The sequence below is a fragment of the Leifsonia naganoensis genome, from assembly GCF_013410615.1.
Classification (GTDB): Bacteria; Actinomycetota; Actinomycetes; order Actinomycetales; family Microbacteriaceae; genus Leifsonia; species Leifsonia aquatica.
The window spans coordinates 3,123,200-3,148,820 of record NZ_JACCHJ010000001.1; the positions used below are offsets into that span (position 1 = coordinate 3,123,200).

23 protein-coding genes are annotated in these 25,621 nt (G+C 72.1%); 12 read left to right on the forward strand and 11 right to left on the reverse strand.

Annotated elements, in window-relative coordinates; genetic code table 11:
- Positions 1-22 precede the first annotated feature (22 nt).
- The 4 genes from HNR14_RS15035 to HNR14_RS15050 all read right to left on the reverse strand — a co-directional run bounded on the left by HNR14_RS15035 (position 23) and on the right by HNR14_RS15050 (position 4,344).
- Positions 23-1,045 carry a BMP family ABC transporter substrate-binding protein gene (locus HNR14_RS15035; protein ID WP_021764886.1) on the reverse strand — a complete coding sequence of 341 codons (1,023 nt, stop codon included), beginning with the start codon at positions 1,043-1,045 and terminating at the stop codon, positions 23-25.
- A gap of 143 nt (positions 1,046-1,188) precedes the next feature.
- Positions 1,189-1,905, reverse strand: a complete 717-nt coding sequence (locus tag HNR14_RS15040) for a UTRA domain-containing protein (RefSeq protein ID WP_179701677.1) — start codon at positions 1,903-1,905, stop codon at positions 1,189-1,191.
- An 11-nt stretch (positions 1,906-1,916) separates the two neighbouring features.
- Positions 1,917-3,017, reverse strand: a complete 1,101-nt coding sequence (add, locus tag HNR14_RS15045) for an adenosine deaminase (protein ID WP_179701678.1) — start codon at positions 3,015-3,017, stop codon at positions 1,917-1,919.
- Positions 3,018-3,312: 295 nt separating this feature from the next.
- Entirely contained in the window at positions 3,313-4,344 is a 1,032-nt protein-coding gene (locus HNR14_RS15050; protein ID WP_179701679.1) for an aldo/keto reductase, read from the reverse strand.
- Positions 4,345-4,392: 48 nt separating this feature from the next.
- Here HNR14_RS15050 and HNR14_RS15055 point away from each other — a divergent pair, with 48 nt between their 5' ends.
- A complete protein-coding gene (locus tag HNR14_RS15055) occupies positions 4,393-4,890 on the forward strand; it encodes a metallophosphoesterase family protein (protein WP_179701680.1) in 498 nt (165 codons plus the stop codon).
- Positions 4,891-4,896: 6 nt separating this feature from the next.
- Here the strand turns inward: HNR14_RS15055 and HNR14_RS15060 are convergent, their stop codons facing one another.
- Positions 4,897-5,490 carry an NADPH-dependent FMN reductase gene (locus tag HNR14_RS15060; protein ID WP_179701681.1) on the reverse strand — a complete coding sequence of 198 codons (594 nt, stop codon included), beginning with the start codon at positions 5,488-5,490 and terminating at the stop codon, positions 4,897-4,899.
- A 120-nt stretch (positions 5,491-5,610) separates the two neighbouring features.
- Between HNR14_RS15060 and HNR14_RS15065 the strand changes: the two genes are divergently transcribed.
- Both HNR14_RS15065 and HNR14_RS15070 read left to right on the forward strand, forming a co-directional pair.
- Entirely contained in the window at positions 5,611-5,868 is a 258-nt protein-coding gene (locus HNR14_RS15065; protein ID WP_179701682.1) for a hypothetical protein, read from the forward strand.
- 73 nt (positions 5,869-5,941) lie between these two features.
- Positions 5,942-8,860 (forward strand): helix-turn-helix transcriptional regulator, encoded by a 2,919-nt coding sequence (locus tag HNR14_RS15070; protein ID WP_179701683.1) that lies wholly within the window; start codon positions 5,942-5,944, stop codon positions 8,858-8,860.
- A gap of 6 nt (positions 8,861-8,866) precedes the next feature.
- Here the strand turns inward: HNR14_RS15070 and HNR14_RS15075 are convergent, their stop codons facing one another.
- Complete coding sequence (locus tag HNR14_RS15075; RefSeq protein ID WP_179701684.1) at positions 8,867-9,886, reverse strand: LacI family DNA-binding transcriptional regulator; 1,020 nt, start codon at positions 9,884-9,886, stop codon at positions 8,867-8,869.
- A gap of 127 nt (positions 9,887-10,013) precedes the next feature.
- Between HNR14_RS15075 and HNR14_RS15080 the strand changes: the two genes are divergently transcribed.
- The 4 genes from HNR14_RS15080 to rhaS are packed head-to-tail and all read left to right on the forward strand — an operon-like array spanning position 10,014 to position 14,710.
- Positions 10,014-11,543 carry an ATP-binding cassette domain-containing protein gene (locus HNR14_RS15080; protein ID WP_179701685.1) on the forward strand — a complete coding sequence of 510 codons (1,530 nt, stop codon included), beginning with the start codon at positions 10,014-10,016 and terminating at the stop codon, positions 11,541-11,543.
- Positions 11,540-12,589: an ABC transporter permease gene (locus HNR14_RS15085; RefSeq protein ID WP_021762494.1), complete on the forward strand. Its 1,050-nt coding sequence runs from the start codon at positions 11,540-11,542 to the stop codon at positions 12,587-12,589. Before HNR14_RS15080 ends, HNR14_RS15085 begins: the two co-directional genes overlap by 4 nt.
- Positions 12,586-13,626 carry an ABC transporter permease gene (locus HNR14_RS15090; protein WP_179701686.1) on the forward strand — a complete coding sequence of 347 codons (1,041 nt, stop codon included), beginning with the start codon at positions 12,586-12,588 and terminating at the stop codon, positions 13,624-13,626. Before HNR14_RS15085 ends, HNR14_RS15090 begins: the two co-directional genes overlap by 4 nt.
- Positions 13,627-13,663: 37 nt before the next feature.
- Complete coding sequence (gene rhaS / locus HNR14_RS15095; RefSeq protein ID WP_021762492.1) at positions 13,664-14,710, forward strand: rhamnose ABC transporter substrate-binding protein; 1,047 nt, start codon at positions 13,664-13,666, stop codon at positions 14,708-14,710.
- A gap of 61 nt (positions 14,711-14,771) precedes the next feature.
- On the opposite strand, the gene HNR14_RS15100 is transcribed toward rhaS, so the two are convergent.
- Complete coding sequence (locus HNR14_RS15100) at positions 14,772-15,182, reverse strand: TraR/DksA family transcriptional regulator (RefSeq protein ID WP_021762491.1); 411 nt, start codon at positions 15,180-15,182, stop codon at positions 14,772-14,774.
- An 81-nt stretch (positions 15,183-15,263) separates the two neighbouring features.
- Here HNR14_RS15100 and HNR14_RS15105 point away from each other — a divergent pair, with 81 nt between their 5' ends.
- A complete protein-coding gene (locus tag HNR14_RS15105; protein WP_343064505.1) occupies positions 15,264-15,533 on the forward strand; it encodes a hypothetical protein in 270 nt (89 codons plus the stop codon).
- A 27-nt stretch (positions 15,534-15,560) separates the two neighbouring features.
- Here HNR14_RS15105 and HNR14_RS15110 read toward each other — a convergent pair whose 3' ends face one another.
- Positions 15,561-16,049, reverse strand: a complete 489-nt coding sequence (locus HNR14_RS15110) for a glutathione peroxidase (protein WP_021762489.1) — start codon at positions 16,047-16,049, stop codon at positions 15,561-15,563.
- An 84-nt stretch (positions 16,050-16,133) separates the two neighbouring features.
- Positions 16,134-17,048, reverse strand: coding sequence for a MurR/RpiR family transcriptional regulator (locus tag HNR14_RS15115; RefSeq protein WP_218875054.1), 915 nt, complete (start codon positions 17,046-17,048; stop codon positions 16,134-16,136).
- 130 nt (positions 17,049-17,178) lie between these two features.
- Between HNR14_RS15115 and HNR14_RS15120 the strand changes: the two genes are divergently transcribed.
- Both HNR14_RS15120 and HNR14_RS15125 read left to right on the forward strand, forming a co-directional pair.
- Positions 17,179-18,108, forward strand: a complete 930-nt coding sequence (locus tag HNR14_RS15120) for a BadF/BadG/BcrA/BcrD ATPase family protein (RefSeq protein ID WP_179701688.1) — start codon at positions 17,179-17,181, stop codon at positions 18,106-18,108.
- Positions 18,105-20,930, forward strand: a complete 2,826-nt coding sequence (locus tag HNR14_RS15125; RefSeq protein ID WP_179701689.1) for an FAD-linked oxidase C-terminal domain-containing protein — start codon at positions 18,105-18,107, stop codon at positions 20,928-20,930. Before HNR14_RS15120 ends, HNR14_RS15125 begins: the two co-directional genes overlap by 4 nt.
- Here the strand turns inward: HNR14_RS15125 and HNR14_RS15130 are convergent.
- Positions 20,881-21,774: a rhodanese-like domain-containing protein gene (locus tag HNR14_RS15130; RefSeq protein ID WP_179701690.1), complete on the reverse strand. Its 894-nt coding sequence runs from the start codon at positions 21,772-21,774 to the stop codon at positions 20,881-20,883. The genes HNR14_RS15125 and HNR14_RS15130 overlap by 50 nt on opposite strands.
- A 279-nt stretch (positions 21,775-22,053) precedes the next feature.
- Entirely contained in the window at positions 22,054-23,439 is a 1,386-nt protein-coding gene (locus HNR14_RS15135; RefSeq protein ID WP_179701691.1) for an L-serine ammonia-lyase, read from the reverse strand.
- 229 nt (positions 23,440-23,668) lie between these two features.
- On the opposite strand from HNR14_RS15135, the gene HNR14_RS15140 reads away from it, so the two are divergent.
- Both HNR14_RS15140 and HNR14_RS15145 read left to right on the forward strand, forming a co-directional pair.
- Positions 23,669-24,685, forward strand: a complete 1,017-nt coding sequence (locus tag HNR14_RS15140) for an ATP-binding cassette domain-containing protein (RefSeq protein ID WP_179701692.1) — start codon at positions 23,669-23,671, stop codon at positions 24,683-24,685.
- Entirely contained in the window at positions 24,682-25,500 is an 819-nt protein-coding gene (locus HNR14_RS15145; RefSeq protein ID WP_021762459.1) for an ABC transporter permease, read from the forward strand. The genes HNR14_RS15140 and HNR14_RS15145 overlap by 4 nt, the downstream gene beginning before the upstream one ends.
- The last annotated feature ends 121 nt before the right edge of the window (positions 25,501-25,621 follow it).

The window sequence follows — 25,621 nt, forward strand, 5'->3', positions numbered from 1 at the left end:
GCGGTCCGGGGTGCGGTCGGTCCTAGCCGATGGCCGGGATGGTGACCTCGCCGCTCGCGAGCTTCTTGGCGAGCTCGTCGACCTGCGCGCTGATGTCCTTCGGCAGGTCCGGTGCGGCGTCGACGGCGTTGATGTCGGCGAAGATCAGGCCCTTGTTGGCGATGGTGGAGGTGTAGGAGTGCGTGCCGAAGTCGCCCTTCTTCAGGTGGCCGACGACCTCTTCGAGGGTGGGCGTGAAGTCGAGCTTCACCAGTCCGACGTTGACGGCCTTCGCATCGGACGAGGAGGTGCTGGACGCGCCGAGGGTCGCGATGCCGCCGGCCTTCGCGGCGGAGAGGACGCCGGAGGTGTAGCCCTCGGCGCCGGTGACGATCAGCTTCGCGCCGGCCGCGATCTGGGCCTTGGCGGCCTGGTTCGCGAGGGTCGGGTCCTCCCAGCTGCCGGTGAAGATCGGCTCGAGCTCGGTGGCCGTCGGGTTCGCGGCCTTCAGGCCGACGGTGAGGGCCTTGTACGAGGTCTCGTTGAACGGCGCGAGCTGGCCGTCCACCACGCCGATCGGGGAGAGCCCGGTCTTGCCGGCGACCCAGCCGGTCAGGTAGCCCTGCTGGTCGCTCGCGTACGTCCAGGTCTCGACGTTGGCGGTGGCCTTGTCCAGGATGTCGGCGGAGCCGGTGGCGACGAAGTGCGCCTTCGGCAGCTCCTTCGCGACGGTGAACACCGAGTTGCTGAAGTCGAGGCCCCAGCCGATGATCAGGTCGTAGCCCTGCGACGCGTACTGGCGGAAGGCCGCCTCGGCGTCGGACGAGCTGGTGACGGATTCGCGGATCTGGGCGGTGATCTCGCCCTTCTTCTCGAGGGCGTGCGCGGCGTCGGCCGCGTACTGGTTGAATCCGCCGTCGTTGGCGAGACCGCCGAGCACGACGGCGACCTTCGGCTTGTCCGCGGCGGCGGAGGTGGATCCGGCGGTCGCGCCGGACGAGCAGGCGGCGAGCACGGCCACGACGGGCACGGCGAGCAGCGGGGCGAGCAGGGAGCGCAGCTTCATGGGGGTTCGGGGCCTTTCGGGGGATCGCGGGATCGCGAGGTCGCGGGACGGGTGCGGTGCAACTTGTCGACAAGTGTGCACGGGAGGTCATCCCGACCGCGATGCCGGCCGTAACGAAACGCCACAGAGCCCGGATCAGGGGGTCAGATCGCGTCCCACGGCGGCCGCACGGAGCGCACGAACGAGTAGCGCACCACCTCCGGCAGGTGATGCTCGAAGGCGTAGAACAGGCGGCGGCCGCTCACCGAGACGCCGATGAGCTCGAAGGTGAGCACGGGCGTCCCCTCGGGCCGGCCGAGCAGGTCGGCGTCGGCTCCCGCGAGTGCGGCGGCGCCCGGCGTCGCGACCTCCCAGACCAGCGACTCGCCCCAGGCCTGGCCGACCGCGGTGAACACCGACGCGTCCAGCTCGCGCGGGGAGTCGTCCGGCAGCAGTAGGTACCCGGAGGCGAGCATGGCCGGTTCGCCGTCGGCACGCCACCGCTTCACGCTGCGGAGGGCGGGATGCCCGGCCTCCACGTCGAGGAGGGCGGCGATGTGCGCCGGCAGCGGCACGACCCCGGACTCCAGGATCTCGACGCCCGCCTGGTAGCCCATCCGCGAGAGCAGCACGGTGTGCTCGAACTGGTCCTCCAGCCGCACGCTCATCCGCAGGCCGACGTGGTCGACGGTGGTCGCTGCGCCCTGGCGGCGGCGGAGGATGCCCTGGCGCTCGAGCTCAGCGAGTGCGTTGCGCAGCTGCTGGCGCGTGCAGCCGAGTCGGGCGGTGAGCTCCAGCTCGCCGGGCAGCGCGGCGTTCGCGGCCGCGGCCTCCCGCACCTCGCGGAGCAGCTCGTTGTGCAGCCGCCTGTCGTCCGTCACAGTCACCGAACCTACTGGGCGGAGAGAGTGGCGGCCAGCTCCGCCGTCAGGCGGCGTTTCGTGTCGTCATCGGCGAAAGAGGCGGCGATCGACGCCGCCGCGAACCCGGCCAGGTCGTCGTGGCCGAGGGCGAACGCCTCCGCGCACACGGCCCAGTCGGCCTCGAGCGTGGTGCCGAGCGGAGCGGGGTCGTCGGTGTTGATCGTCACGTTCACGCCGGCGTCGCGCAGCGCGAGCAGGGGGTGCTGCGCCCAGTCGTCGTAGAGGCCGAGCACGATGTTGGACCGCGGGCACACGCCGACCGGGATCTGCTCGTCGGCCAGACGCCGCACGAGCGCCCGGTCCTCGACGGAGCGGATGCCGTGGTCGATGCGCTCTGCGTGGAGGAGGTCGAGGGCGTCGCGGACGCCCTCGGGCCCGCTGGACTCGCCCGCGTGCACGGTGCGATGCAGGCCGGCGTCGCGGGCGATCGAGAACGCCTCGGCGAAGCGCGCGCTGACGCGTCCTGCGGCCCGCTCGTCGCCGTCGATCGAGAGGGCGACCACGTGGCGCGGTCGGGCGGCGGCGAGCCAATCGGCGGCCTCCCGTGCCTCCGTCGCGCTCTGCTGGCGCAGCAGCGAATAACAGAGCCGGACCGGGGCGAGGCCGTCCTGCTCGGCCTCGTCGATCCCGGCGGCGAGCGCGTCGAACAGCTCGGGCACGCGGCCCTCCCAGGCGCTCCAGTGCGTCGGGTTGATGATCGCGTCGGTGTAGCGGATCCCCGATGCGGTCTGGCGTGCGGCGAACGTGTAGGCGTGGCGTGCCGCCTGCTCCGGTGTGCGGATGAGCCCGCACTCCCAGTCGAGGAAGCGGAGGAAGGCGCCGAGGTCGCCCGCGCCGTCGGAGTCGTGGTGGGTCGTGACGTCGAAGAGTGTCGCCGCTGGTCCGGGGAGCGGCTCTCCCGCCTGCTTCGCGAGGTCGAGCAGGTCGACCAGCGTGAAGTTGCCCTCCAGGTGCACGTGCACCTCCGCCTTCGGCAGGGCGCGGATCCACGACTCGTCGATGCGGGCGCGGCGCCCGGTCTCGGGCACGTCCGTCGAGGGTAGGTCTGTCTGGGGCAGGACGGTGGTCATGGGGCGCCATCCTTTCGCGGTGACAGGCCTGCCGACTCTAATCGGCGCTCGCGCTTGTTGACAAGTCGTGCGTCATGCTGTTGCGACGGCGTCGCGAACGGAGGGGATTCTCGCAGTCGGCCCAGCGATCCCCTCCGTTCAACGCGATTCGGCGGGTACGCGAGCCCGATTTCCTCCCGTAGCCTCGGCGCGGGCAACGGAGGAGATTCCGGACGCGAGGTGCGGAGAACGCGGGGAAGGGAGGAGATCCGGCCCGAACGAGCCGTGATCTCCTCCCGTGGCGCGCTCCTCGCGCCTACCGCCCGCCCTCGCGCTTGCGGTGCCGCTGCGCCACGGCCTGCTCGCCGTACGGGTACACCTCCGCGCGCGGGGCGCTCGCGTCGTCGAGCGTGCGGCGCAGGTCGTCGGGGAGCACCACCTCGGCGGCGCCGAGGTTGTCATCCAGCTGCTCGATCGTGCGCGCTCCGAGAATGACCGACGTCACGGCGGGCCGGTCCGCCAGCCAGCGGAGCGCCACCTGCGACGGGCTCGCGCCGACCTCGGAGGCGACGCTCGCGACCGCGTCGACCACCTCCCACGTGCGCGGGTCGGCATTGCGGGCCTCCCACGCCTCCATGCCGCGCGTCGGGTTCTCGCCCAGGCGGGTGGAGCCGGTGGGGGACTCGTCGCGGCGGTACTTGCCGCTCAGCCAGCCGCCGGCCAGCGGGGACCACGGCAGCAGCCCCATCCCGGCGTCGAGCGCGGCCGGCACGATCTCGTGCTCGATGCTGCGGACGAGGAGGTTGTACTGGGGCTGGAGGGTGACCGGCGGCGACCAGCCGTGCTCGGCCGCGAGCCGCACGGCCTTGGTGAGCTGCCAGCCGAGGTAGTTCGAGAAGCCGTAGTACGAGATCTTCCCCGCCGAGACGGCGTCGTCGAGGAAGCGCAGCGTCTCCTCCAGGGGAGTCAGGGCGTCCCACGCGTGCAGCTGGTAGAGGTCGACGTGGTCGACGCCGAGCCGGCGCAGCGAGTCGTCGAGAGCGCGGCGGAGGTGCGTGCGGGAGAGACCGAGGTCGTTCGGCCCCGCCCCCATCGGGAAGCGGCCCTTGGTCGCGAGCACGATGCCGTCGCGGCGGCCGTGGTTGCGCGCCAGCCACCGCCCGATGATCGACTCCGAGACGCCCGCGCTGTACACGTCGGCCGTGTCCACGAAGTTGCCGCCGGCGTCGAGATAGCGCTCCAGGATGGCGTGGGAGGACTGCTCGTCCGCCTCCGCCCCGAACGTCATCGTGCCGAGCGCCAGCTCCGACACCATCGTCCCGCTGTTTCCGAGATTGCGAAGTTCCATACCCGCGAAGCTAGCCCTGCGCGGCGCGCTCGCCTACCGTTCGGAGGGATGAAGCTGCTGATGATCTCCGACACCCACGTCCCGAAGCGCGCGCGGGCGCTGCCCGAGCAGGTGCTGGCCGCGGTCGACGCCGCCGATGTCGTCATCCACGCGGGCGACTGGGTGGATGCGGCCACGCTCGATGTGCTCGAGGAGCGGTCGCGCCGCCTCGTCGGCGTGTGGGGCAACAACGACGGACCGGAGCTGCGCGGGCGGCTGCCGGAGGTGGCGCGGGTCGAGCTGGAGGGCCTCCGGTTCGCGGTCGTGCACGAGACGGGTCCGGCCGCCGGACGCGAGACGCGCGCCGACGGGGACTATCCGGATGCGGATGTGCTGGTATTCGGCCACTCCCACATCCCGTGGGACACGGTGTCGCCCGCCGGCCTGCGCCTCCTGAACCCGGGGTCGCCGACGGATCGCCGCCGTCAGCCCGAGTGCACGTACCTCACCGCGAGCGTGGCCGATGGCGCCCTCTCGGACGTGCGGCTCGTCCCGGTGCGCCGATAGCGCGGGTCAGACGGGCTTCGGCACGACGGTGAGCACCCGCTCGATGTACTCGAAGAACGAGACCATGAATCCGCGCAGGAACGCCTCGGTGCCCTCGTTCGTGACGGTTCCGTCCTCCTCGATCAGCCCCGGCGTCAGCTGGAGGTAGGCCTCCGGGGCGTTCATCTGCGGTGCCTGCAGGAAGCTGAGCACGCTGCGCAGCTGCTGCTGTGCCACGGCCGTGCCGATCGCGCCGGTCGATGCCCCGATCACGGCGGAGGCCTTGCGGGCGATGACGTTCTCGCCGTGCGGGCGGCTCGCCCAGTCGATCGCGTTCTTCAGGGCGCCCGGGATAGAGCGGTTGTACTCCGGCGTGACGAAGAGCAGGGCGTCCTGGGCGGCGATCGTCGCCTTGAACTCCAGCGCGGAGGCGGGGAAGTCGCCGTCGAGGTCGCGGTTGTAGAGCGGGAGGCCGCCGATCTCGATCTCGGTGAACTCCAGCTCGGCCGGCGCGAGACGGATGAGCGCGCGGGCGAGGTGCCGGTTGATCGACTTCGCGGAGAGGCTGCCGACGAAGTAGCCGACCCGGTACGGCGGTTGCAGGACGTTGATGGTTGCCATGCCGCCAGAGTGCACCCGGTCGCGGCGGAGCGGAAGACCGGAATAGGGCATCTGCCCGATGTTCGGCCACTGCCTTAGCGAGCAGTCTGAGGTGGTCGGATCGACGAGAGGGATGGACGGATGCAACTGCTCGAAGAGTATGTGAACGCACGGGTCAACGCCGCGGAGGACGCCCGCCGGCAGGCGGAGCGGGAGCTGCTGCGGCAGGTGCGCGAGCGCGGGATCGTGGTGCGGTGGCGCGAGGCGCTGCAGGCGCGCCGGATCGTGCGCACGTCGCGGCGCGCGGGTCGCGTCGAGGAGACGCGGCGCCCGGTGGGAGTGACCGGGGCGACGACCGCCGAGGCGGCCGAGCGCGACCTGGCCGGCACCCCTCGGTGAGCGTTCTTCCGCCGAGCCCAGAGGGGTCGCAGGACCACTCACCGATGTCGGTGGCGCGTGCCAGCATGGAGGCATGCGATCACCGGCGTCGAGCCCCACGATGATCGGGCGGGAGTCCGATCTGACGGCGCTGCACGACGAGTTGGAGGCCGTGTCGGCCGGTGGCACCCGCGCGGTCGTGATCGGCGGCGAGGCGGGCATCGGCAAGACGCGGCTGATCACCGAGTTCCTCGAGCAGGCGGAGCCGTCGGCGACCGTGCTGCTCGGCCGGTGCGTCGACCTCGGCAGCGACGGCGCGCCCTTCGGACCGTTCGCAGCCGCGCTCCGCCGCCTCATCGAACTGGTCGGCCTGGATGCCGTGCTCGCGGCCGCCGGACCGGGAGCCGGCGGCCTCTCCGCGCTGCTGCCGGAGCTGGCCGACCACACGTCGGTCCCCGCCCGGACCGGGGCGGAACGGCTCTACGAACTGGTGACCGTGCTCTTCGAGAACCTGTCGGCCGAGCGCCCGATCGTGCTGGCCATCGACGACATCCACTGGGCCGACACCTCCACCCTGGAGCTGCTGCGCTTCGTCGTGCGCATGAGCGAGCGCGGCCGCGTGCTCGTCCTGCTCGGCTACCGCAGCGACGAGGTCACCCGCGGGCATCCGCTCCGCGCCTACCTGGCCGAGCTGGAGCGCACCCGCCGGGTCACCCGCTGGGAGCTAGGCCGGCTCACGCGCGCCCAGGTCGCCGCCCAGCTGGAGCTGCTCCTCGGCTGCGTGCCCGACACCGCGACGATCGACCAGGTCAACCGCTTCAGCGAGGGGGTACCGTTCTTCGTCGAGGAGCTCGCCGGCATCGACGGACTCGCCACGGGCGACGACCTCCCCGAGACGCTGCGCGAGCTCCTGCTCGCCCGCTACGAGCGGCTCACCGAACCGGCGCAGCGCCTGCTGCGCATCGTGTCCGCCGGCGGCGTGTGCGTCGAGCACGACCTGCTCACCGCCGTCTTCGACGGCACGCCCGAGCAGCTCGACGCCGCGGCCCGCGAGGCGATCGTCGCCAACGTCCTGGTCGCCGACACCACCGAGTACGTCTTCCGCAACGCCCTGGTGCGGGAGGCCGTGCACGCCGACCTGCTGCCGGGGGAGCGCACCCGCTTCCACACCCGCTACGCGGAAGCGCTGGAGGCCGGGCCGCAGCGCTCCGCCATCCAGCTCTCCACCCACTGGATGGCCGCGCACGATCTGCGCCGCGCCTTCACCTCGTCCGTCGAGGCGATGGACGAGGCGCGCCTCTCGTACGCCTACGCGACGGTCGCCGCGATGGGCGATCGCGCGCTCGAGCTGTGGGAGCGGGTCCCCGACGCCGAGGCGCTCGGCGGCCTGAGCCGGGTCGACCTCCAGGCGCGGACGGCCTCGGCGCTCCGCAACGCCGGAGACAGCGAGCGCGCCCTCGCGATGGTCTCCGTCGCCCTCGAGGACGCATCGAGCCTCGCGCCCACCCGGCACGCGCGGTTGCTGCGCGACAAGGCGCAGTACCTCACGAACCTCAACCGCCCCGGCAGCATCGAGCTCCTGCGACAGGCTCTCGAACTCGTCCCGGCCGGGTCCGTCGGCCCGGGCGACGCGCTCCGCCCGCAACTGCTCGCCGAGCTGGCGGCACGGCTGATGCTCGCCGCGCGGTTCGACGAGGCGATCGACACGACGACGGAGGCCATCGAGGAGCTCGGCGACGCCCCCGACCCCCGGCTCTCCATCGCCCACAACATCCGCGGCTGCGCGCTCATCGCCACCGGAGAGATCGAGCGCGGCCTGGCAGAGCTCGAGCGTGCGCGCGTGGTCGCCGGCGGGGACATCGCCGCGCTGCTCCGGCACGCGGTCAACGCCTCCGACGCCCTCAACGGGCTGGGCCGCTACGCCGACGCCGTGCGGATCGCCGAGGCCGGCGCCGCCCGCGCGCGCGAACGCGGGGTGGAGCGCACCTCCGGCGTCATCCTCTCGTCCAACACGATCGAGCCCCTCCTCGCGCTGGGCGAGCTCGCGCGGGCGGAGGCGCTGCTCGACCCGGCGCTCGCGCTCGACCCGCCGCCCAGCTTCCGCGCGCACCTGCAGCACCTGAAGCTGTGGGTGACCCTGTGGCGCGGCGACGTCGAGGGAGCGGACGCGCTGCTTCGCCGCTGGCGGACGGGGCTGCGGCTCCAGGGCGACCTCGAAGCCCAGTCGTTCCTGGGCGTGGCGCGCATCGAGGCCGAGATCGCACTCGCGCGCGGCGACGCCGGGCACGCGTGGAGCGAGGCTCGCGTCGTCCTCGACGAGGGCCACCGCTCCATCCCGGCGAAAGACCTCCCCGTGATCGCCGCCGCGGCCCGCGCGCTGGCCGACCGGGCGCTGGCCGATCCGGAGAGGGAGCGGGCCGAGGTGCTTGCCGCCGCGACCGAGGTGGAGGCGGCGCTCGCCCGACACGCCGCGTGGCCGACCGCACCGGTGTGGGGTGCGATGACGACCGCCGAGATCGCGACCGCTCGTGCGGCCGTGGCCGAGGACGGTCGGGATGCCGCGTTCACCGCGGCGGTCGAGGCTTGGCGTCAGGCCATCGAGGCGACGTCGTCCGCACTCGCGCCCGCGCAGCTGGGCCCGTACGCGCTCGCCCGTGCCGCCCGCGTGGCGATCGCCGCGGGCGACCGGCCCGCGGCCGACCGGCTGGCGGTGGAGGCCGGCGCCGCCGCCGACGCGCTCGGCTACGGCCTGATCTCCGTGGCCGCCGCGGCCCTCACCTCGCCGAGAGGCGTGCGCGCGCCGGCCGGTGTCTCCGGCCCGGGAGCGCCCCTGACGGAGCGGGAGGAGCAGGTGCTCGCCCTGATCGAGCAGGGACTCAGCAACAAGCAGATCGGCGAGCGGCTCTTCATCAGCGCGAAGACCGCGAGCGTCCACGTGTCCAGCATCCTGCGCAAAGTGGGGGCATCCTCCCGCACCGAGGCGGTCTACCGCGCCGGGCAGGGCGTGCGGTAGGCCTGCTCAGCGGGCCTTCGGCGCGGTCGAGCGCCGGGCCACCAGCTCCGGCTGGAACACCGTCTGCCGCGGGATGAGCTCGGGGTCGCCCGTCTCCTCCAGCAGGATGCGCAGCGCCGTGCGCCCGATCATCGAGCGCGGCTGCCGCATGGACGACAGCGGGACGGCCGCGGCGCCGGCGAAGGCGATGTCGTCGAAGCCGATGATCGCGATGTCGTCCGGCACGACCACGCGACCGTCGGCCACGATCGCCTGCAGGAGGCCGAGCGCGATCAGATCGTTCGCGGCGAACAGTGCGTCCGGCAGCTCGTGCCGCGGGCGGCTCAGGATGCGGGCGCCGGCCTCCGCACCCTGCTCGACCGTCATCGCCGCGGTCGCCACGACCTCCAGCTCGACGGGGGCCGTGGCGTTCTCCGCCGCGACCCGGGCGCCGGCGAGCCGATCCTGCACCTGCCGGATCTCGAACGGGCCGCCCACGAACGCGAGCCGGCGCCGTCCGGTGTCGATCAGGTGCTCGACCGCCATCCGGCCGCCCGCGACGCTGTCGACCGAGACCGAGCTGAACCGGCTGCTCCCGCCGAAGCGGTCGACGAGCACCGCGCGGATGCCGCGCTGCCGGAGGTGCTCCAGGCGGGGCTGGATGTCGCCGAACGGCGCGATGAGCACGCCGCGCACCTGCTGCTCCTCGAACAGGTCGAGGTACAGGCGCTCCCGGTCGACGTCCTCGTCCGTGTTGCCGTAGAGGATCGCGATGCTGTGCTTCGACGCCTCGTCCTCCGCGCCGCGGACCACGTCGTTGAAGAACGGGTTCTGGCCGTCGAGCACGACGAATCCGACGATCGTGCTGACGCCCTTGCGCAGCCGGCGCGCGGCGTCGTTCGGCACGTAGCCGAGGGTCTGGATGGAGCGGGTGACGCGCACGACGAGCTCGGCCGAGACCTCGTCCGGCCGGTTCAAGACGTTCGAAACGGTGCCGACGGAGACGCCCGCGTGCTGCGCGACATCCCGGATACTGGCCGGTTGCATCGTTGCTCCTCGTCCGGTTCTCGTGTTCACGGGCCGCGCTTGACCGAGCCGCCCACCCCAAATATAGTGTAGCTGAATCGTCCATGAATCGATTCATGAATCCGTTCACCTCAACGAGGAGGCAGCAGTGTCCAGCAGCAACCCCACGACAGTGGCACCGCCGGTGCTGGAACTGTCGCGGGTGGTGAAGTCGTTCGGGGCCGTCGTGGCCCTGCGCTCCGGCAGCATCCGCGTCGAGTCCGGCTCGATCCACGCGCTCGTCGGCGAGAACGGAGCAGGCAAGTCGACGCTCGTCAAGATCGTCGCCGGTCTGTACCGCCGCGATGCGGGCGAGTTCCGCCTCCGCGGCGAGGACGTCGACTTCTCCACGACCGCCCAGTCAAAGGAGGCGGGCGTGGCGGTCATCTACCAGGAGCCCACCCTCTTCCCCGACCTGTCGGTCACCGAGAACGTCTTCATGGGCCGCCAGCCCACGGACCGGCTCGGCCGCATCGACCGCCGCCGCATGCGCCAGGAGGTCGACTCGCTCTTCCGTCGGCTCGGCGTGCGCATCGACCCCGACCGCCTGGCCGAGGGGCTCTCGATCGCCGACCAGCAGATCATCGAGATCGCCAAGGCCGTCTCGCTCGACGCGCGCCTCCTGATCATGGACGAGCCCACCGCCGCGCTCTCGGGCGTGGAGGTCGAGCGGCTCTTCGCGGTCGCCCGCAGCCTGCGCGACGAGGGCCGCGGCATCGTCTTCATCTCCCACCGCTTCGACGAGGTCTTCTCGCTCTGCGACACGATCACGGTCATGCGCGACGGCTCGTTCGTCTCGTCCGACCCGACGACCGCGGTCACCGAGGACGAGATCGTGCGCCGCATGGTCGGCCGCGACGTCACCGAGCTGTTCCCCAAGCAGGAGACCACGATCGGCGAGCCCCTGCTCGAGGTCGACGGGCTCACGTCGACGGGTGTGTTCGCCGACGTGCGCTTCACCGTCCGCTCCGGCGAGATCGTGGCCCTCGCCGGCCTGGTCGGCGCCGGGCGCAGCGAGATCGCCCGCGCGGTCTTCGGCGTCGACGGCTACGACAGCGGCACCGTCCGGCTCGCCGGCCGCGCCATCCCGAAGCGCCGCCCGACGGCCGCGATGGCCGCCGGCCTCGCGCTCGTCCCCGAGGACCGCCGCAAGCAGGGTCTCGTGCTGGAGGAGTCGGTGGCGCGCAACTCCACCCTCGCGATCCGCACCCGGCTCTCGAAACTCGGCCTCATCCGCAACTCCGCCGAGAACGCGTCGGCGCGTGTCTGGGCGAGCCGGCTGCAGCTGAAGACCAACGCTCTCGACACGCTGGTCGGCACGCTCTCCGGCGGCAACCAGCAGAAGGTCGTCCTGGGCAAGTGGCTCTCGACCGAGCCGCGCGTGCTCATCATCGACGAGCCCACCCGCGGCATCGACGTCGGCACCAAAGCCGAGGTGCACCGCCTGCTCTCCGAGCTCGCCGGACGGGGGATGGGCATCCTGATGATCTCGTCCGAGCTGCCCGAGGTGCTCGGGATGGCGGACCGCGTGCTCGTCGTGCGGGAGGGACGCATCACCGCCGAACTGGATCGCGCCGATGCCGACGCCGAGAACGTCATGTTCGCCGCTACGCACGCCGCCGAGGAGGCCGCACGATGACCGCCCCGACCATCACGCCGCCCGCCCCGGCACCCGCCGGTTCGAGCGCGGCGAGCCGGATCTTCCGCTCGTTCACGCGAGCCCGCGAGACCGGCATCCTCGTCGCGCTGATCATCGTGATCGCGGTGACCACGGCGATCAACCCGGGCTTCCTGTTCAGCCCCGACGGCTGGCGCGACCTGCTGCTGACCCCGGCCATCCTCGCGCTCGTCGCCATCGGCCAGGCGATCGTCATCATCACCCGCAACGTCGACCTGTCGGTCGGCTCGGTGGTGGGGCTGACGGCGTACCTGACCGGTCAGCTGTTCGTCGGCATCCCTGGCATCCCGATCATCCTGGTGTTCGTGATCGGCGCCATCGCCGGCGGACTGCTCGGGCTGGTCAACGGCGCCCTGGTCGCCTACGGCAAGGTGCCCGCGCTGGTGATCACACTCGGCACGCTCTACGCGTACCGCGGGATCAACGTGCTCTGGGCCGGCAGCAACCGCATCAACGCGAGCGACGTGCCCTCCGCGTTCCTGAACCTCGGCACGGGATCGTTCCTCAGCATCCCGTACCTGACGATCCTCGCCCTCGTGGTGCTGCTCGTCGCCGGCTGGTACCTGCGCAACCGCCGCGGCGGCCGCGAGCTCTACGCGATCGGGTCCGACCCGGCCGCCGCCGAGCTCTACGGCCTGAAGGTCACCCGCCGCGTGCTCACCGCGTTCGTGCTCTCGGGCGCGCTCGCCGGACTCGCCGGCGTCCTGTTCGTCGCCCGCTACGGCACCGTCAGCTCGCAGACCGGTACCGGGCTCGAACTGCAGGCGGTCGGCGCGGCCGTCATCGGCGGTGTAGCCATCTTCGGCGGCAGCGGCTCGGTGTACGGCGCCGCCCTCGGCGCGATGCTCCTGCTCACGATCAACCGGGCGCTGCCGATCCTCGGCATCCAGGACTTCTGGCAGCAGGCGGTGGTCGGCGTGCTCATCATCGGCGCCATCGTCCTCGACCGCGTCCTCGCCCTGCGGCTCTCGCGCCGCCTCGTCGCCGAAAGGGAGGTCGGCGCATGACCGGCATCGACACCGCCGCCACGACAGCGGCACCCCGCACGTACCCCGATTACAGCCGCCCGCTCTGGCAGCGCTGGACGCTCACGCGCGAGACGGCCGTGATCGGCGCCCTCATCGTCGTCGCCGTGGTCGCCTCGGTGGTCGTCCCGAACTTCGGCACCACGGTGACGCTGGGCTTCCTGCTGCTGGATGTGACGCCCATCCTGATGATCGCGCTGCCGATGACCTTCGTGATCGTCTCGGGCGAGATCGACCTCTCGGTGGCGAGCACCCTCGGTCTCAGCAGCGTGCTGCTCGGTGTGCTGACGAAGGCCGGCTGGCCGATCGAGGCGGCGATGGTCGCCTGCCTCGTGGTCGGGCTGCTGGCAGGGGCTGTCAACGGCTTCCTCGTCACGGTCGTGGGCCTGCCCTCCCTCGCCGTCACCATCGGCACGCTCGCGCTGTTCCGCGGCATCGCCGTCGGTCTGCTCGGCACCACCGCCATCACCGACTTCCCGTTCTTCTGGCAGAACCTCGTGCAGATGCGGTTCGGCACCTCCGGGATCCCCGTGGTGATGCTCCTGGTCGTCGTGCTGATCATCGTGTTCGCCGTCGTGCTGCACGCGACCCCGTACGGACGCGGCCTCTTCGCCCTCGGACTCAGCAAGGAGACCGCGGCGTTCTCGGGCGTCAACGTCGCCCGCACGAAGTTCATCGCCTTCATGCTCACCGGACTGATCTCGGCCCTCGCCGGCATCTACTGGACGCTCCGCTACGGCAGCGCCCGCGGTGACAACGCGACCGGCCTGGAGCTGTCGGTCATCGCCGCCGTGCTCCTCGGCGGGGTGTCCATCTTCGGCGGCAAGGGCGCGCTCCACGGCGTCGTCGCCGGCGTGCTCCTCATCGGCGTGCTGCAGAGCGCGCTCCGCCTCGCCAACGTCAGCTCCGACGCCATCAACATCATCACCGGCGTCCTGCTGATCGTCTCCGTGCTCTCGCCGCGCGTGCTGGCCTGGTTCAAGGCCTCCCGCGCGACCAGGCACAGAACGCTCACCTGACCCTCCCGCACCACTGCAACCACCATCGAAAGGAACAATGATGTTGCCCTCCACCAAGCGCCGCGCCACGCGCCGGCTCCTCACCGTCGGCGCCGGAGTCGTCGCGGTCGCGCTCGCGCTGACCGCGTGCTCCTCCGGATCCGGGTCGAGCTCGTCCTCCGGCGGTGACAAGAACTACAAGATCACCTTCCTGCCCAAGAACCTCGGCAACCCGTACTTCGACACCTCGGACAAGGGCGGCGAGACCGCTATCAAGTCCTTCAAGGGCACGTACAACCAGGTCGGCCCGTCGACCGCGACCGCGGACGCCCAGGTCAGCTACATCAACACGCTGACCCAGCAGCAGGTCGGCGCGATCGTGCTCTCGGCCAACGACCCGACGGCACTCGGCAGCGCCCTCACCCAGGCCAAGTCGGCCGGGGTGAAGATCGTGACATTCGACTCCGACACCGACGCCAAGTACCGCGACGTGTTCGTCAACCAGGCGACCGCCGAGGGCATCGCCAAGGTCCAGGTCGACATCATCACCAAGGAGATCGGGGACAGCGGCGAGATCGCCATCCTCTCCGCCGCCGCCAATGCGACGAACCAGAACGCCTGGATCGACCTGATGAAGAAGGACCTCGCCGCGAACCACCCGAACGTGAAGCTCGTCGACACCGTCTACGGCAACGACGACGACCAGACCTCGTTCGACAAGACCGCAGCGCTCCTCCAGACCCACCCGGACCTGAAGGGCATCATCTCGCCGACCACGGTCGGCGTCGCGGCCGCCGCGCGCTACCTCTCCACCTCGGACGCCAAGGGCAAGGTCAAGCTGACCGGGCTCGGCACCCCGAACCAGATGCGCGAGTTCGTCAAGGACGGCACCGTCGACGAGTTCGCCCTCTGGAACCCGGAGGACCTCGGCTACCTGGCGGCCTTCACCGCCAAGGCGCTGATCGACGGCACCATCACCGGCAAGAAGGGCGACTCCTTCGAGGCGGGCAAGCTCGGCAAGTTCACCGTGGGTGACGACAACACCGTGCTCCTGGGCGACCCGTACGTGTTCAACAAGGACAACATCGACAAGTTCAACTTCTGATCGACGCGCCGCCGCGAGGCGGTGATGGGGACGGGTCGGCGCCGCGTGCGCCGGCCCGTTCTCAGCGTTCGGACGCGATCGCGCAGTGGATGCAGAACTCGGCGGTGGGGCGGGCGCGCAGGCGGTCGACGCCGATCGGCCGGCCGCAGTGGGCGCAGATGCCGAAGGTGCCGAGGCGGAGGCGCTCGCCGGCGGCATCCACGGCCGCCAGATCCCGCGCGGTGTCGGAGCGCAGCGCCTGCAACCGGCTCCACTCCGAGCTGAGCGTCGGCCCCTCGGGATCGTGCTCGTCGTCCGCGGTCGACTCCGACCGCGAGGCCAGCAGCGAGCCCAGCGTCTCGGCGATGTGCTCGCCCTCGGCGATGTCGTCGTGGCGTCGTCGATCGAGCACGGCGGCGAACTCCTCGAGCTCGTCCTCGCTCAGACCGCTCACGCCGTAGAGATCGAGCGTTCCCGTATCCGTCGTGTGCATCGGCGCACTCCTTTCCCCCCGTCAGAGGGTAACCCCGGCTGCGCCCGTAGGCTCGGAGCCGTGCCTTCTTATCGTGTCATCGTGTCTGTCGGTGCTCTGCGCGCCGGGGTCGCCCCGCAGGCCGTCGAGCCGGCCGCTGCAGCTGCCGCCGCCGAGCGGACGGTCGTCGAGGCCTCGAGTGTCGACGTGGTCGCACGGGAGGCCCGCCTCACCGTCCGCTTCGTCGCCGAGTCCGTGCCGGAGGCGCTCGACATCGCCGAGCACACCCTGGCGAGCGTGCGGGCACTGGCCGAGACGACCGGCTGGCGGCTCACCGAGCGCGTCGGCGGACGCTGGTTCCGCCGGGCCTGAACCGGCCTCCGGTCGCCGAGGCGGCGCTCAGGCCGCAGCGGGCAGGGTCTCCTCGATCAGCGAGAGGATCGCCGGGTCGTCGGGCTCCGTCGTCGGACGGAAGCGGTGCACGGCGCCGTCGGGCGTCACCACGAACTTCTCGAAGTTCCACTTGACCTTGCCGGCCTTGCCCGCCTGATCGGGGTGCGTGGTCAGCTCCGCGTAGAGGGGATGCGCGGAACGTCCGTTCACGCGCACCTTCTCCATCATCGGGAAGGTCACGCCCCACGTGGTGGAGCAGTACTCCTTGATGGCGTCGGTCGAGCTCAGCTCCTGGAGGAACTGGTTGCTCGGGAACCCGATCACGGTGAAGCCGCGATCGCCGTAGGTCTCCTGCAACTTCTCGAGCTTCTCGTACTGCGGCGCCAAGCCGCAGCGGGAGGCCACGTTGACGATCAGGATCACCTTGCCGGAGTAGTCGGCGAGCGAGGCGGGAGCGCCGTCGATGGTGCTGAAGGGGATGTCCATGAGGCTCATGATGCGAGCGTAAGACGTCGCGGCGCGGCTCGGGGCGCCGGGAGGCGGTCCACAGCGAAGACTCAGCGGCGGCTCAACCGCGGCTCACTCGTCGCGGCGCGGATGGCGGTGGGTCTGCACCGCGTCGTACGTGAGCTGGAGCGAGGGGAGCGATTCGGGGTCGAGCCGCTGCACGATGCGCACGAAGAGGAAGTCGACGACGGCGAGCTGCGCGATCCGGCTCGACATCGCGCCCGGCCGGTAGCGGGTCTCGCTGGCGCTGGTGACGAGCACATGGTCGGCGTGCTGTGCGATCGGCGACGCGGGGAAGTTCGTGACCGCGACCGTCGTCGCTCCGGACCGTTGCGCCGTCCGGAGGCTGTCCACGGCCTCCAGCGTCAGCCCCGAGTGCGAGAACCCGATCGAGACCGACCGCTCGGTCAGGAGGGCGGCGCCGGTGAGCGCCAGGTGGATGTCGCTGGTGTTGAAGGCGATGACGCCGATGCGGTGCAGCTTCTGCTGCAGGTCGATCGCGGCGAGGCTGCTGGAGGCGGCGCCGTAGATCTCGACGCGGTCGGCGGCGACCACCGCGTCGGCCACCGCGTCGAGGGTGGGGACGTCGACGCTGGCCGCGGTCGACTCGATCGCGCGGGCCTCGTGATAGGCGATCTTGGCGAGCACGTCGCGGCCGTCGTCGTCGGGCGCGATCTCGGCGTCGGCGACACCGAAGCGGCCGAGCGACACCTCCTCGCGTCCGCGGGTGGAGGCCAGGTCGAGCCGTAGCGCGCCGTATCCCGCGTATCCGACGGCCTGGCAGAACCGCACGACGGTGGCGACGGAGACCTCGCAGCGCTCGGCGAGGCCGGTGATGGGCAGGTCGACGACCGCGGCGGGCTCGGCCAGGATCAGCCGGCCGACCCGCTGCTCCGACGGGCGCAGGCCCGGAAGAGCCTGCCCGATGCGGGCGACGGCGTCCACGTTCATCGCGTCCTCTCCGCGCGTTCCGGAGGAACGCGACATGTAAACGATATTCCTTCGAATTGAATCGGCGGTAAATTTGCGTCATGGTGTTTCCTGGCGGTCCGAGCGGACCGGCGGGTGCGACGAAGGAGGCGGCCGTGCGCCGAGGGATCGACGGGGTGAGCGGAGCGTGAGCGTGCTCGCGATCGACATCGGCGGGACCGGCTCGCGCGCGGCGCTCACGGGGGAGGAGCCGGCGACCGGTCCCGGCGTCAGCGTCGGCCCCGACGGCATCCGCGTCGCACCCCTGCTCGACGAGCTGCTCGCCGGGCTGCCGACGGCGGGTCTCTCGGCCGTCGCCACGGTCTCGGTGGGGATGAGCGGCCTGCTCGGCCTGACCCCGCCCGACGCCGTGCTCGCCGAGCTGCGCCGACGCTGGCCCCACGCGCGCATCCTGCTCGCCTCCGACGCCGTGACGGCTGCCGCGGCCGCCCTCGGCCTCGACGGCGGCGCCGTGCTCGCGGTCGGGACGGGCGTGGTCGGGCTCGCGACCGACTTCCGCGAGGTCTGGCGCCGGGCCGACGGCTGGGGTCACCTCCTCGGCGACGAGGGCGGCGGCGCGTGGATCGGCCTCGCCGGGTTGCGCGCTGCAGTGCGCGAGCACGACAGCCGCCCCGGCGGATCGCCCGTGCTGCTGGCCGCCGCCGAGCGCCTGCTCGGGCCGGCCGAGAGCCTCCCGTCGCGCCTGTACACCCGCGACGATCGCGCGGGCGTCCTCGCCTCCTTCGCTCCCGCGGTCGCCGATGCCGCCCGGGCGGGGGATGCGATCGCGCTCGAGATCTGGCGCGACGCCGCGGAGGCGCTCGCCGCGACGGCGGGGGCATTGCTCGCCGCGCCCGTCGCGCAAAGACTCGCGGTGATCGGCGGCGTGACCGGGGTCGGTGCGCTGCTGCTCGACCCGCTGCGCGAACGTCTCGCTCAGACGGCTCCGGATGTGGAACTGCTGACCCCGGCGGTGCGCCCGCTCGACGGCGCGCTCCTCCTGGCCGACGCGGACGGCCTGCCCGCCGGCGCTCACCCGCCCTACCTCACCATCGACCCTGCAGGAGACCGACCGTGACCGCCTCCACGAAAGCCATCGACCGCCACGCGGCCGCGCACGACGCGTCGCACTACCTGCTCGTCCCCGCCGAGGTCGCCCGCCCCGGCACGGCTCAGGAGGTCGCCGACCTCCTCGTCTCCGCCCGCGATCGCGGTCTGCCGGTGACGTTCCGCTCGGGCGGCACCAGCCTGTCCGGCCAGGGGGTGACGGCCGGTGTCCTCGCCGACACACGCCACGCGTTCCGCACCGCCGATGTGCTCGACGGCGGCGCGCGCGTGCGGGTGCAGCCCGGCATGACCGTCCGCCAGGTGAACGCCCGCCTCGCCCGGCACGGGCGCAAGCTCGGCCCCGACCCGGCGAGCGAGATCGCCTGCACGATCGGCGGCGTCGTCGCGAACAACTCGAGCGGCATGGCCTGCGGCATCGAGCAGAACACCTACCGCACCCTGGAGTCGCTCGTCGTGGTGCTGCCGAGCGGGACGGTGCTCGACACCTCCCTCGCCGACGCCGACGAGCGCCTGCGCGCCGCCGAGCCGGAGCTGCACGCCGGGCTGCTCGCGCTACGGGACCGCGTGCGCGCCAACCCGGCCTCGGTCGCGACCGTCGAGCGCTTCTTCACCATGAAGAACACCATGGGCTACGGCATCAACGCGTTCCTCGACTTCGACACCGCTGTCGACATCCTCACCCACCTCATCGTCGGCAGTGAGGGCACTCTCGGCTTCGTGGCCGAAGCGGCCTTCCGCACGGTCACGCTGCATCCGGCCGCGACGACGGCGCTCGCCGTGTTCGCGACCCTGCGCGAGGCAACGGCCGCCCTGCCCGCGATCGTGGCCACCGGCGCGGCGACCGTCGAGCTGATGGACTCCACCTCCCTGCGTCTGGCCGCCCGCGCGGAGGACGCGCCGACGGAGCTGCGGGAGCTGGCGATCGACGACCACGCCGCCTTCCTGATCGAGTTCCACGGCCCGGACGCGCAGGCAGCCGAGGCCGCGCGCGCCGACGCGGCGCCGGTCTTCGACGCCCTGCCGCTCAGCCTCCCGCTGCGCTTCACGACCGACGCGGCCGAGCGCGCGGCCCTCTGGCACATCCGCAAAGGCCTCTACACGACGGTCGCCGAAGCGCGCGCGCCCGGCACGACGGCGCTGCTCGAGGATGTCGTCGTGCCGGTGCCGACCCTCCTCGACGCCTGCGCCGGCCTGCGCGACCTGTTCGCCGCCCACGGCTACGAGGACAGCGTGATCTTCGGGCACGCGAAGGACGGCAACATCCACTTCATGCTCAGCGAGCGGCTGGGGGAACAGAGCGGCGTCGACCGGTACCGCGCCTTCACCGACGACATGGTCGAGCTGATCCTCGGCCTCGGCGGCTCGCTCAAGGCCGAGCACGGCACCGGCCGCATCATGGCGCCGTTCGTCCGCCGCCAGTACGGCGACGAGCTCTACGCGGTGATGCAGGAGGTCAAGCGCCTGTTCGACCCGCACGGCATCCTCAACCCCGGCGTGCTGCTGAGCGATGACCCCGACTCGTACCTGCACGACCTCAAGACCGCGCCGCCGGTCGAGGACGAGGTCGACCGCTGCGTCGAGTGCGGCTACTGCGAACCGGCCTGCCCCTCCCGCGACCTCACGCTCACCCCGCGCCAGCGCATCGTGCTGCGACGCGAGCTGCGGGCGGCAGAGCTGGCGGGCGACGAGGCGCTCGCCGCCGAGCTGCGCGACGACTACGAGTACGCGGGCGTGCAGACCTGCGCGGTCGACGGGATGTGCCAGACGGCCTGCCCGGTCAACATCAACACGGGTGACCTGGTGCGTAGGCTCCGCGGGGAATCCGCCTCCCGCGTCGCCGCCGGGGCGTGGGATGCCGCCGCCGCCGCGTGGGGACCGGTGAGCCGCGGGGGAGGTGTGGCGCTCACCGTCGCCGATGCGCTCCCGGCCCCGCTGGTGCGCGCCGCGACGAACGTCGGCCGGGCACTGCTCGGTGCGGACACCGTGCCCCGCTATGACGCCGGCCTGCCCCGGGGCGGCACGCGCCGTTCGCCGCGGACCGCCGCCGAGCCGCAGGCCGTGTTCTTCGCCGCCTGCATCGGCACGATGTTCGGGGCCGAGGGCGGCGGGATGGGCTCGACGGCCGCGTTCCTCGCCCTCTGCGAGCGCGCCGGCGTCGAGGTGACCGTGCCGGACGGCATCTCGTCGATGTGCTGCGGGACGCCGTGGAAGTCGAAGGGCTTCCACGACGGGCACGAGCGCATGTCCGAGCGCGTGCTGCCCGCGCTGTTGGCGGCCTCCCGTGGCGGCGAGCTGCCCGTCGTCTGCGACGCGGCCTCCTGCACCGAGGGCCTGGAGGCGCTGCGCGACGCGGCGGTGAAGGCCGGCGGCGACTACGCCCGGCTGCGGTTCGTGGACTCCGTGGACTTCGCCGCGACCGCCCTCCTGCCGGGCCTCGACGTGGTGGACGAGCTGCCGTCGCTGGTGCTGCACCCCACCTGCTCGACCCAGCGGCTGGGCGTCGACGGCGCGCTGCGACGCGTCGCCGAGGCCGTCTCCGCCGACGTGACGGTGCCGATCGACGCCGGGTGCTGCGCGTTCGCGGGAGACCGCGGGCTGCTGCATCCCGAGCTCACAGCCTCCGCGACCGAGCGTGAGGCGGCCGAGGTCGGCGTGCTGGCGGCGGAGGCGGCGGCAGCCGGAACCGTGACCGCCTACGCGTCGGCCAACCGCACCTGCGAGCTCGGGATGTCGCGGGCGACCGGCCAGCGGTACCGCCACATCCTGGAGGTCGTGGAGGAGGCTACGCGACCGAGGCCAGCGGCGCCTGCGGATCGGCCGTCCACTCGCTGAGGGACGCGTCGTAGACGGCGACGTCCGTGCGGCCGAGCACGGCCAGCGCGAGCGCGTCGGCGGTCGCGGCGATGCCGCTGCGGCAGTACGCGACGATCGGATCGGGCGAGGCCAGCGCGTCGGCGAACAGCTCCCGCAGCTCCCGCGCGGGCAGGAAGGTGTTCGTCTCGCGCGACACGAGCCGGCCGGCCGGGACGCTCCGGCTGCCTGGAATGTGCCGGGCGGCGAAGTCGCGCGCCGGGAGCCCGCACAGCAGGGTGGCCGTGCGGTCGCCCGCGGTGATCTCGGCGACCGTGCTCTTGTCGGCCCAGAAGCCCGGCTGTTCGGCGGCGGCGAAGCCGGAGCCTGTGCGCGGCTCGACGTGTCCGCGGGAGACGGGGCGCCCTTCGGCGCGCCAGGCGGTGGCGCCTCCATCGAGCACCGCGACACCCTCGTGGCCGAACGAGCGGAACAGCCACCACAGTCGGGCGGCCCACTGGCCGGCGGCCGCGTCGTAGATCACGACCGTCGTCCCGGCGTCGACGCCGACCGCTTCCGCGGCCGCGGCGAAGGCTGCCGCATCCGGGCGCGTGAACGGGTACGGGCCCGTCGCGTCGCTGAACCCGTCGAGCAGCTCGGCGAAGACGGCGCCCGGGATGTGCCCCTCCACCAGGTACTGGTCGAGCCCGCTGACGAACGTCGGCCGTCCGTCGGCCCCGGTGGCCGGGACGACCGTCGCGTCGAGCACGACGAGCCCGTCCGAGCCGAGGTGGTCGCACAGCCACTGCGTGGAGACCAGCGGGCCGGCCAGGGCGGCGCCGAGCGCGGTCGAACGGTCGGCGGCGGATGCGGGTGTCGTGCTCACGGGACCACGCTAGGGGGCGCCACCGACGCCCGGCAGCCCCCGCGCAACGCGGCGTAACCGGCGCGCCGGGCCCGCTCGGGCTGTTCGGGCTGTTCGGCTTCGCGAGGTGTGAGTTGTTGTGGGTATTCGCCCCGGAATACCCGCAACTACTCACCCCTCGCGGCCCGCCGGCAGGCGACGTGTGGATGACTTCTCGCGAGGTGTGAGTTGTTGCGGGTATCTACCCCGCCATACCCGCAACTACTCACCCTTCGCGAGACAGGCGCGGGCGCGCGCCGCTCAGCACTCGATGACGTTCACCGCGAGGCCGCCCTCGCTGGTCTCCTTGTACTTGGTGGACATGTCGATGCCGGTCTGCCGCATGGTCTCGATCACGGTGTCGAGCGAGACGAGGTGCGAGCCGTCGCCGTGCAGGGCGAGGCGGGCGGCCGAGACCGCGGTGGAGGAGGCGATGGCGTTGCGCTCGATGCACGGGATCTGCACGAGCCCGCCGACCGGGTCGCACGTGAGTCCGAGGTGGTGCTCCATCGCGATCTCCGCGGCGTTCTCGACTTGACGCGGGGTGCCGCCGAGCACCGCGCACAGGGCCCCCGCGGCCATCGCGCACGCCGACCCGACCTCGGCCTGGCAGCCTCCCTCGGCGCCCGAGATGGAGGCGTTCGCCTTGAAGAGCGAGCCGATCGCCGTCGCGGTCAGCAGGTAGCGGCGGATGCCGTCGGCGGTCGCACCGGGCACGAAGCGCAGGTAGTAGTGGGCCACGGCCGGCACGATGCCCGCCGCGCCGTTGGTCGGCGCGGTGACGACGCGGCCTCCGGATGCGTTCTCCTCGTTGACGGCCAGTGCGAACGCGTGCAGCCACTCCAGTGCCGTCGCCCGGCCGGGGTCGTCCTGCACGCGCTCCAGGTGCTCGCGCATCGCGGCCGCGCGGCGGGGGACCTGCAGTCCGCCGGGGAGGGTCCCCGTTCCGGCGAGGCCGTTGGCGACGCACTCCGCCATCGCCTCCCAGATCAGGTCGAGCCGCTCGGCCGTCCGCTCCTCGCCGTGCAGTGCCGCCTCGTTGCGCCGGGCGACCTCGCAGATCGGGATGTCGAGCCGCTCGCAGATCGCCAGCAGCTCCTCCGCGGTGTCGTAGGGGAGGGGATGGGAGGCGCGCGCGGCCAGGTCGGCCTCCTCCCCGTCGCGGCGGATGAAGCCGCCGCCGATCGAGTAGTAGGTCTCCTCCCGGAGGGGGAGCGGCTCGCGCTCGCCGTCCGCGGCGCGTCCCCACGCGCGCAGGGTCAGCGCGTTGGGGTGGCCGGGCAGGCGGGTGCGCGGCTCGAAGTCGATGTCGTCGCGCGAGAACGGGATCTCCCGCGCGCCGGCGAGCGCGATCGTGGCGTCGTCGGCGAGGCCGCTCCACGCGCCGCGGACGTCCTCCGGGCGGCAGCTCTCGGGTTCGAGGCCGCGCAGCCCGGCGACGACCGCGTCGGGGGTGCCGTGGCCGATCCCGGTCGAGCCGAGGGAGCCGTACAACGTGCAGGTGACCTGGTCGATGCGGTCGAGGAGGCCCTCCTCCTGCAGTCGGACGGCGAAGGCGCGGGCGGCCCGCAGGGGTCCGACGGTGTGCGAACTCGAGGGACCGATGCCGATCGAGAAGAGGTCGAAGGCCGAGACGTACGCTGTCACATCCCCCAGTCTACGTCGGGCTGTGCGCACGGAATCGGCGTGCGGGCGCGAAACGGCGCAGGGATCGTGCGCAACGGCCGCGCGTGGCGATGCCCCCTCGTTGGCCCTTCGCCGGGCCCCTTCACGGGCGCTTTCACCGCCCGCTCGGCGGTGTAAGCAGCGCGTAAGGGCCGTGCAAGCGGGCAGCGGCAGCATCGAGACATCAACCGATCCGAAAGGAAGGACCACCATGACTCGCAGCTCCGAATGGGCGGTCGAAGCCCACGGGCTCGTCAAGGTCTTCGGCGACAACCGCGCGGTGGACGGCGTCGACCTGAACGTCCGCGCCGGCACCGTCTACGGCGTGCTGGGGCCGAACGGCGCCGGCAAGACCACCACCATCTCCATGCTCGCCACCCTGCTGAAGCCGGATGCCGGCGAGGCCACCATCTTCGGCCACGACATCCGCAAGGAGCAGCAGATCGTGCGCCAGCTCCTCGGCGTCACGGCACAGTTCGCGTCGGTCGACGAGACGCTGTCGGCCAACGAGAACCTCATGATCTTCGCCCGGCTGCTCGGGCTGAGCGGCCGGGAGGCCAAGGCCAAGACCGCCGAGCTCCTCGAGGAGTTCGGGCTCACCGACGCGGCCAAGCGCCCGCTCAAGAAGTTCTCCGGCGGCATGCGCCGCCGGCTCGACCTGGCCGCCAGCCTCATCGCGCAGCCGCCGCTGATCTTCCTCGACGAGCCGACCACGGGCCTCGACCCGCGCACCCGTTCGCAGATGTGGGACACCATCCGGCGACTCGTCTCCACCGGCTCCACCGTGCTGCTCACCACGCAGTACCTGGACGAGGCCGACCAGCTCGCCGACCGGATCGCGGTCATCGACCGCGGCCGCGTGGTCGCCGAGGGCACCAGCGACGAGCTCAAGGCGTCCGTCGGCGAGTCCTCGCTGCAGCTGCGCCTCGCCGACGCGGCCGACGTGGAGGACGCCCGCCGCGCGATCGCGACGGTGCTCGGCGTCGACGCGGTCGTCTCCCCCGAGGGAGCGCGCCTGACCGCGCCGATGCGCGACGCTGACGCGGTGACCGACCTGTTCATCACGTTCCGCGAGGCGGGCATCCACCTGGCGGAGATGTCCGTCCAGAAGCCGACCCTCGACGAGGTGTTCCTCACCCTCACGGGCCACGGCGTCGAAGAGGAGAACGCGGACGCGGAGTCCACCGAGACCGAGAAGGCCGCAGCAGCAGAAGGAGTCCGGGCATGAGCGCCATCGCCACCATCACACCGCCCTCGGAGCGGAACCTGAAGAACCACGTCAGCGTGCGCCAGACCTTGGCCAACACCCTGACCATGGCCCGCCGCGGCCTCCTGAAGATCAAGCGGACGCCCGAGCAGCTGTTCGACGTCACGCTGCAGCCGATCATCTTCACCATCATGTTCGCCCTGCTGTTCGGCGGCGCGCTCGCCGGCGGCGTGAGCGCGTACCTGCCTTACCTCATCCCCGGAATCCTCGCCCAGACGGTGATCACGACCTCCGTCGTCACCGGCGTGCAGCTGCGGGAGGACATGGACAAGGGCGTGTTCGACCGGTTCAAGTCGATGCCGATCGCGCGCATCGCCCCACTCTCGGGCGCGCTGCTCGCGGACACCCTGCGCTATGCGATCGCGACGACCATCACCTTCCTCACCGGGTTCGTCATGGGCTGGCGCCCCGCTGCGGGCATCGGCTTCGTCATCCTGGCCGGCCTGCTGGTCATCGTCTGCGCCTGGGCGATCAGCTGGATCTTCGCCTTCTTCGGCGTGATCGCCCGCACCGCGGGTTCGGTCCAGGGGATCTCGTTCCTGGTGCTCTTCCCGCTCACGTTCTTCTCGAACGCGTTCGTGCAGTCGAGCACCCTCCCGGACTGGCTGCAGACCTTCGTGAACATCAACCCGGTGTCGCACCTGGTCACGGCGGTGCGGGACCTCGCCAACAACGGCACGTTCCCGGCCGACGGCTGGTGGGCACTGCTCGGCGCGGCCGTGATCGTGGCGGTCTTCGCCCCGCTCACCGTCCGGGCGTACATGCGCAAGGCCTAGGCCCGGCGCTCGCGGACAGCGGCCGTCGCACCCTGCGGAGGGGTGCGGCGGCCGCTCCGCGTTCCACGGATGCGGATGCGGATGCGGATGCGGGCGTTCGACGCAGCGCCCGGTTCAACGG

What these genes read in the sequence shown, in the direction of transcription:
- HNR14_RS15145 (WP_021762459.1), top strand. Translation starts at nt 24,682, where the DNA reads ATGAGCGCCATCGCCACCATCACACCGCCCTCGGAGCGGAACCTGAAG.
- HNR14_RS15075 (WP_179701684.1), bottom strand. Translation starts at nt 9,886, where the DNA reads ATGCAACCGGCCAGTATCCGGGATGTCGCGCAGCACGCGGGCGTCTCC.
- HNR14_RS15110 (WP_021762489.1), bottom strand. Translation starts at nt 16,049, where the DNA reads ATGAGCCTCATGGACATCCCCTTCAGCACCATCGACGGCGCTCCCGCC.
- HNR14_RS15060 (WP_179701681.1), bottom strand. Translation starts at nt 5,490, where the DNA reads ATGGCAACCATCAACGTCCTGCAACCGCCGTACCGGGTCGGCTACTTC.
- HNR14_RS15055 (WP_179701680.1), top strand. Translation starts at nt 4,393, where the DNA reads ATGAAGCTGCTGATGATCTCCGACACCCACGTCCCGAAGCGCGCGCGG.
- HNR14_RS15100 (WP_021762491.1), bottom strand. Translation starts at nt 15,182, where the DNA reads ATGCACACGACGGATACGGGAACGCTCGATCTCTACGGCGTGAGCGGT.
- HNR14_RS15050 (WP_179701679.1), bottom strand. Translation starts at nt 4,344, where the DNA reads ATGGAACTTCGCAATCTCGGAAACAGCGGGACGATGGTGTCGGAGCTG.
- HNR14_RS15090 (WP_179701686.1), top strand. Translation starts at nt 12,586, where the DNA reads ATGACCGGCATCGACACCGCCGCCACGACAGCGGCACCCCGCACGTAC.
- HNR14_RS15115 (WP_218875054.1), bottom strand. Translation starts at nt 17,048, where the DNA reads ATGTCGCGTTCCTCCGGAACGCGCGGAGAGGACGCGATGAACGTGGAC.
- HNR14_RS15070 (WP_179701683.1), top strand. Translation starts at nt 5,942, where the DNA reads ATGCGATCACCGGCGTCGAGCCCCACGATGATCGGGCGGGAGTCCGAT.
- HNR14_RS15085 (WP_021762494.1), top strand. Translation starts at nt 11,540, where the DNA reads ATGACCGCCCCGACCATCACGCCGCCCGCCCCGGCACCCGCCGGTTCG.
- HNR14_RS15140 (WP_179701692.1), top strand. Translation starts at nt 23,669, where the DNA reads ATGACTCGCAGCTCCGAATGGGCGGTCGAAGCCCACGGGCTCGTCAAG.
- add (WP_179701678.1), bottom strand. Translation starts at nt 3,017, where the DNA reads ATGACCACCGTCCTGCCCCAGACAGACCTACCCTCGACGGACGTGCCC.
- rhaS (WP_021762492.1), top strand. Translation starts at nt 13,664, where the DNA reads ATGATGTTGCCCTCCACCAAGCGCCGCGCCACGCGCCGGCTCCTCACC.
- HNR14_RS15035 (WP_021764886.1), bottom strand. Translation starts at nt 1,045, where the DNA reads ATGAAGCTGCGCTCCCTGCTCGCCCCGCTGCTCGCCGTGCCCGTCGTG.
- HNR14_RS15065 (WP_179701682.1), top strand. Translation starts at nt 5,611, where the DNA reads ATGCAACTGCTCGAAGAGTATGTGAACGCACGGGTCAACGCCGCGGAG.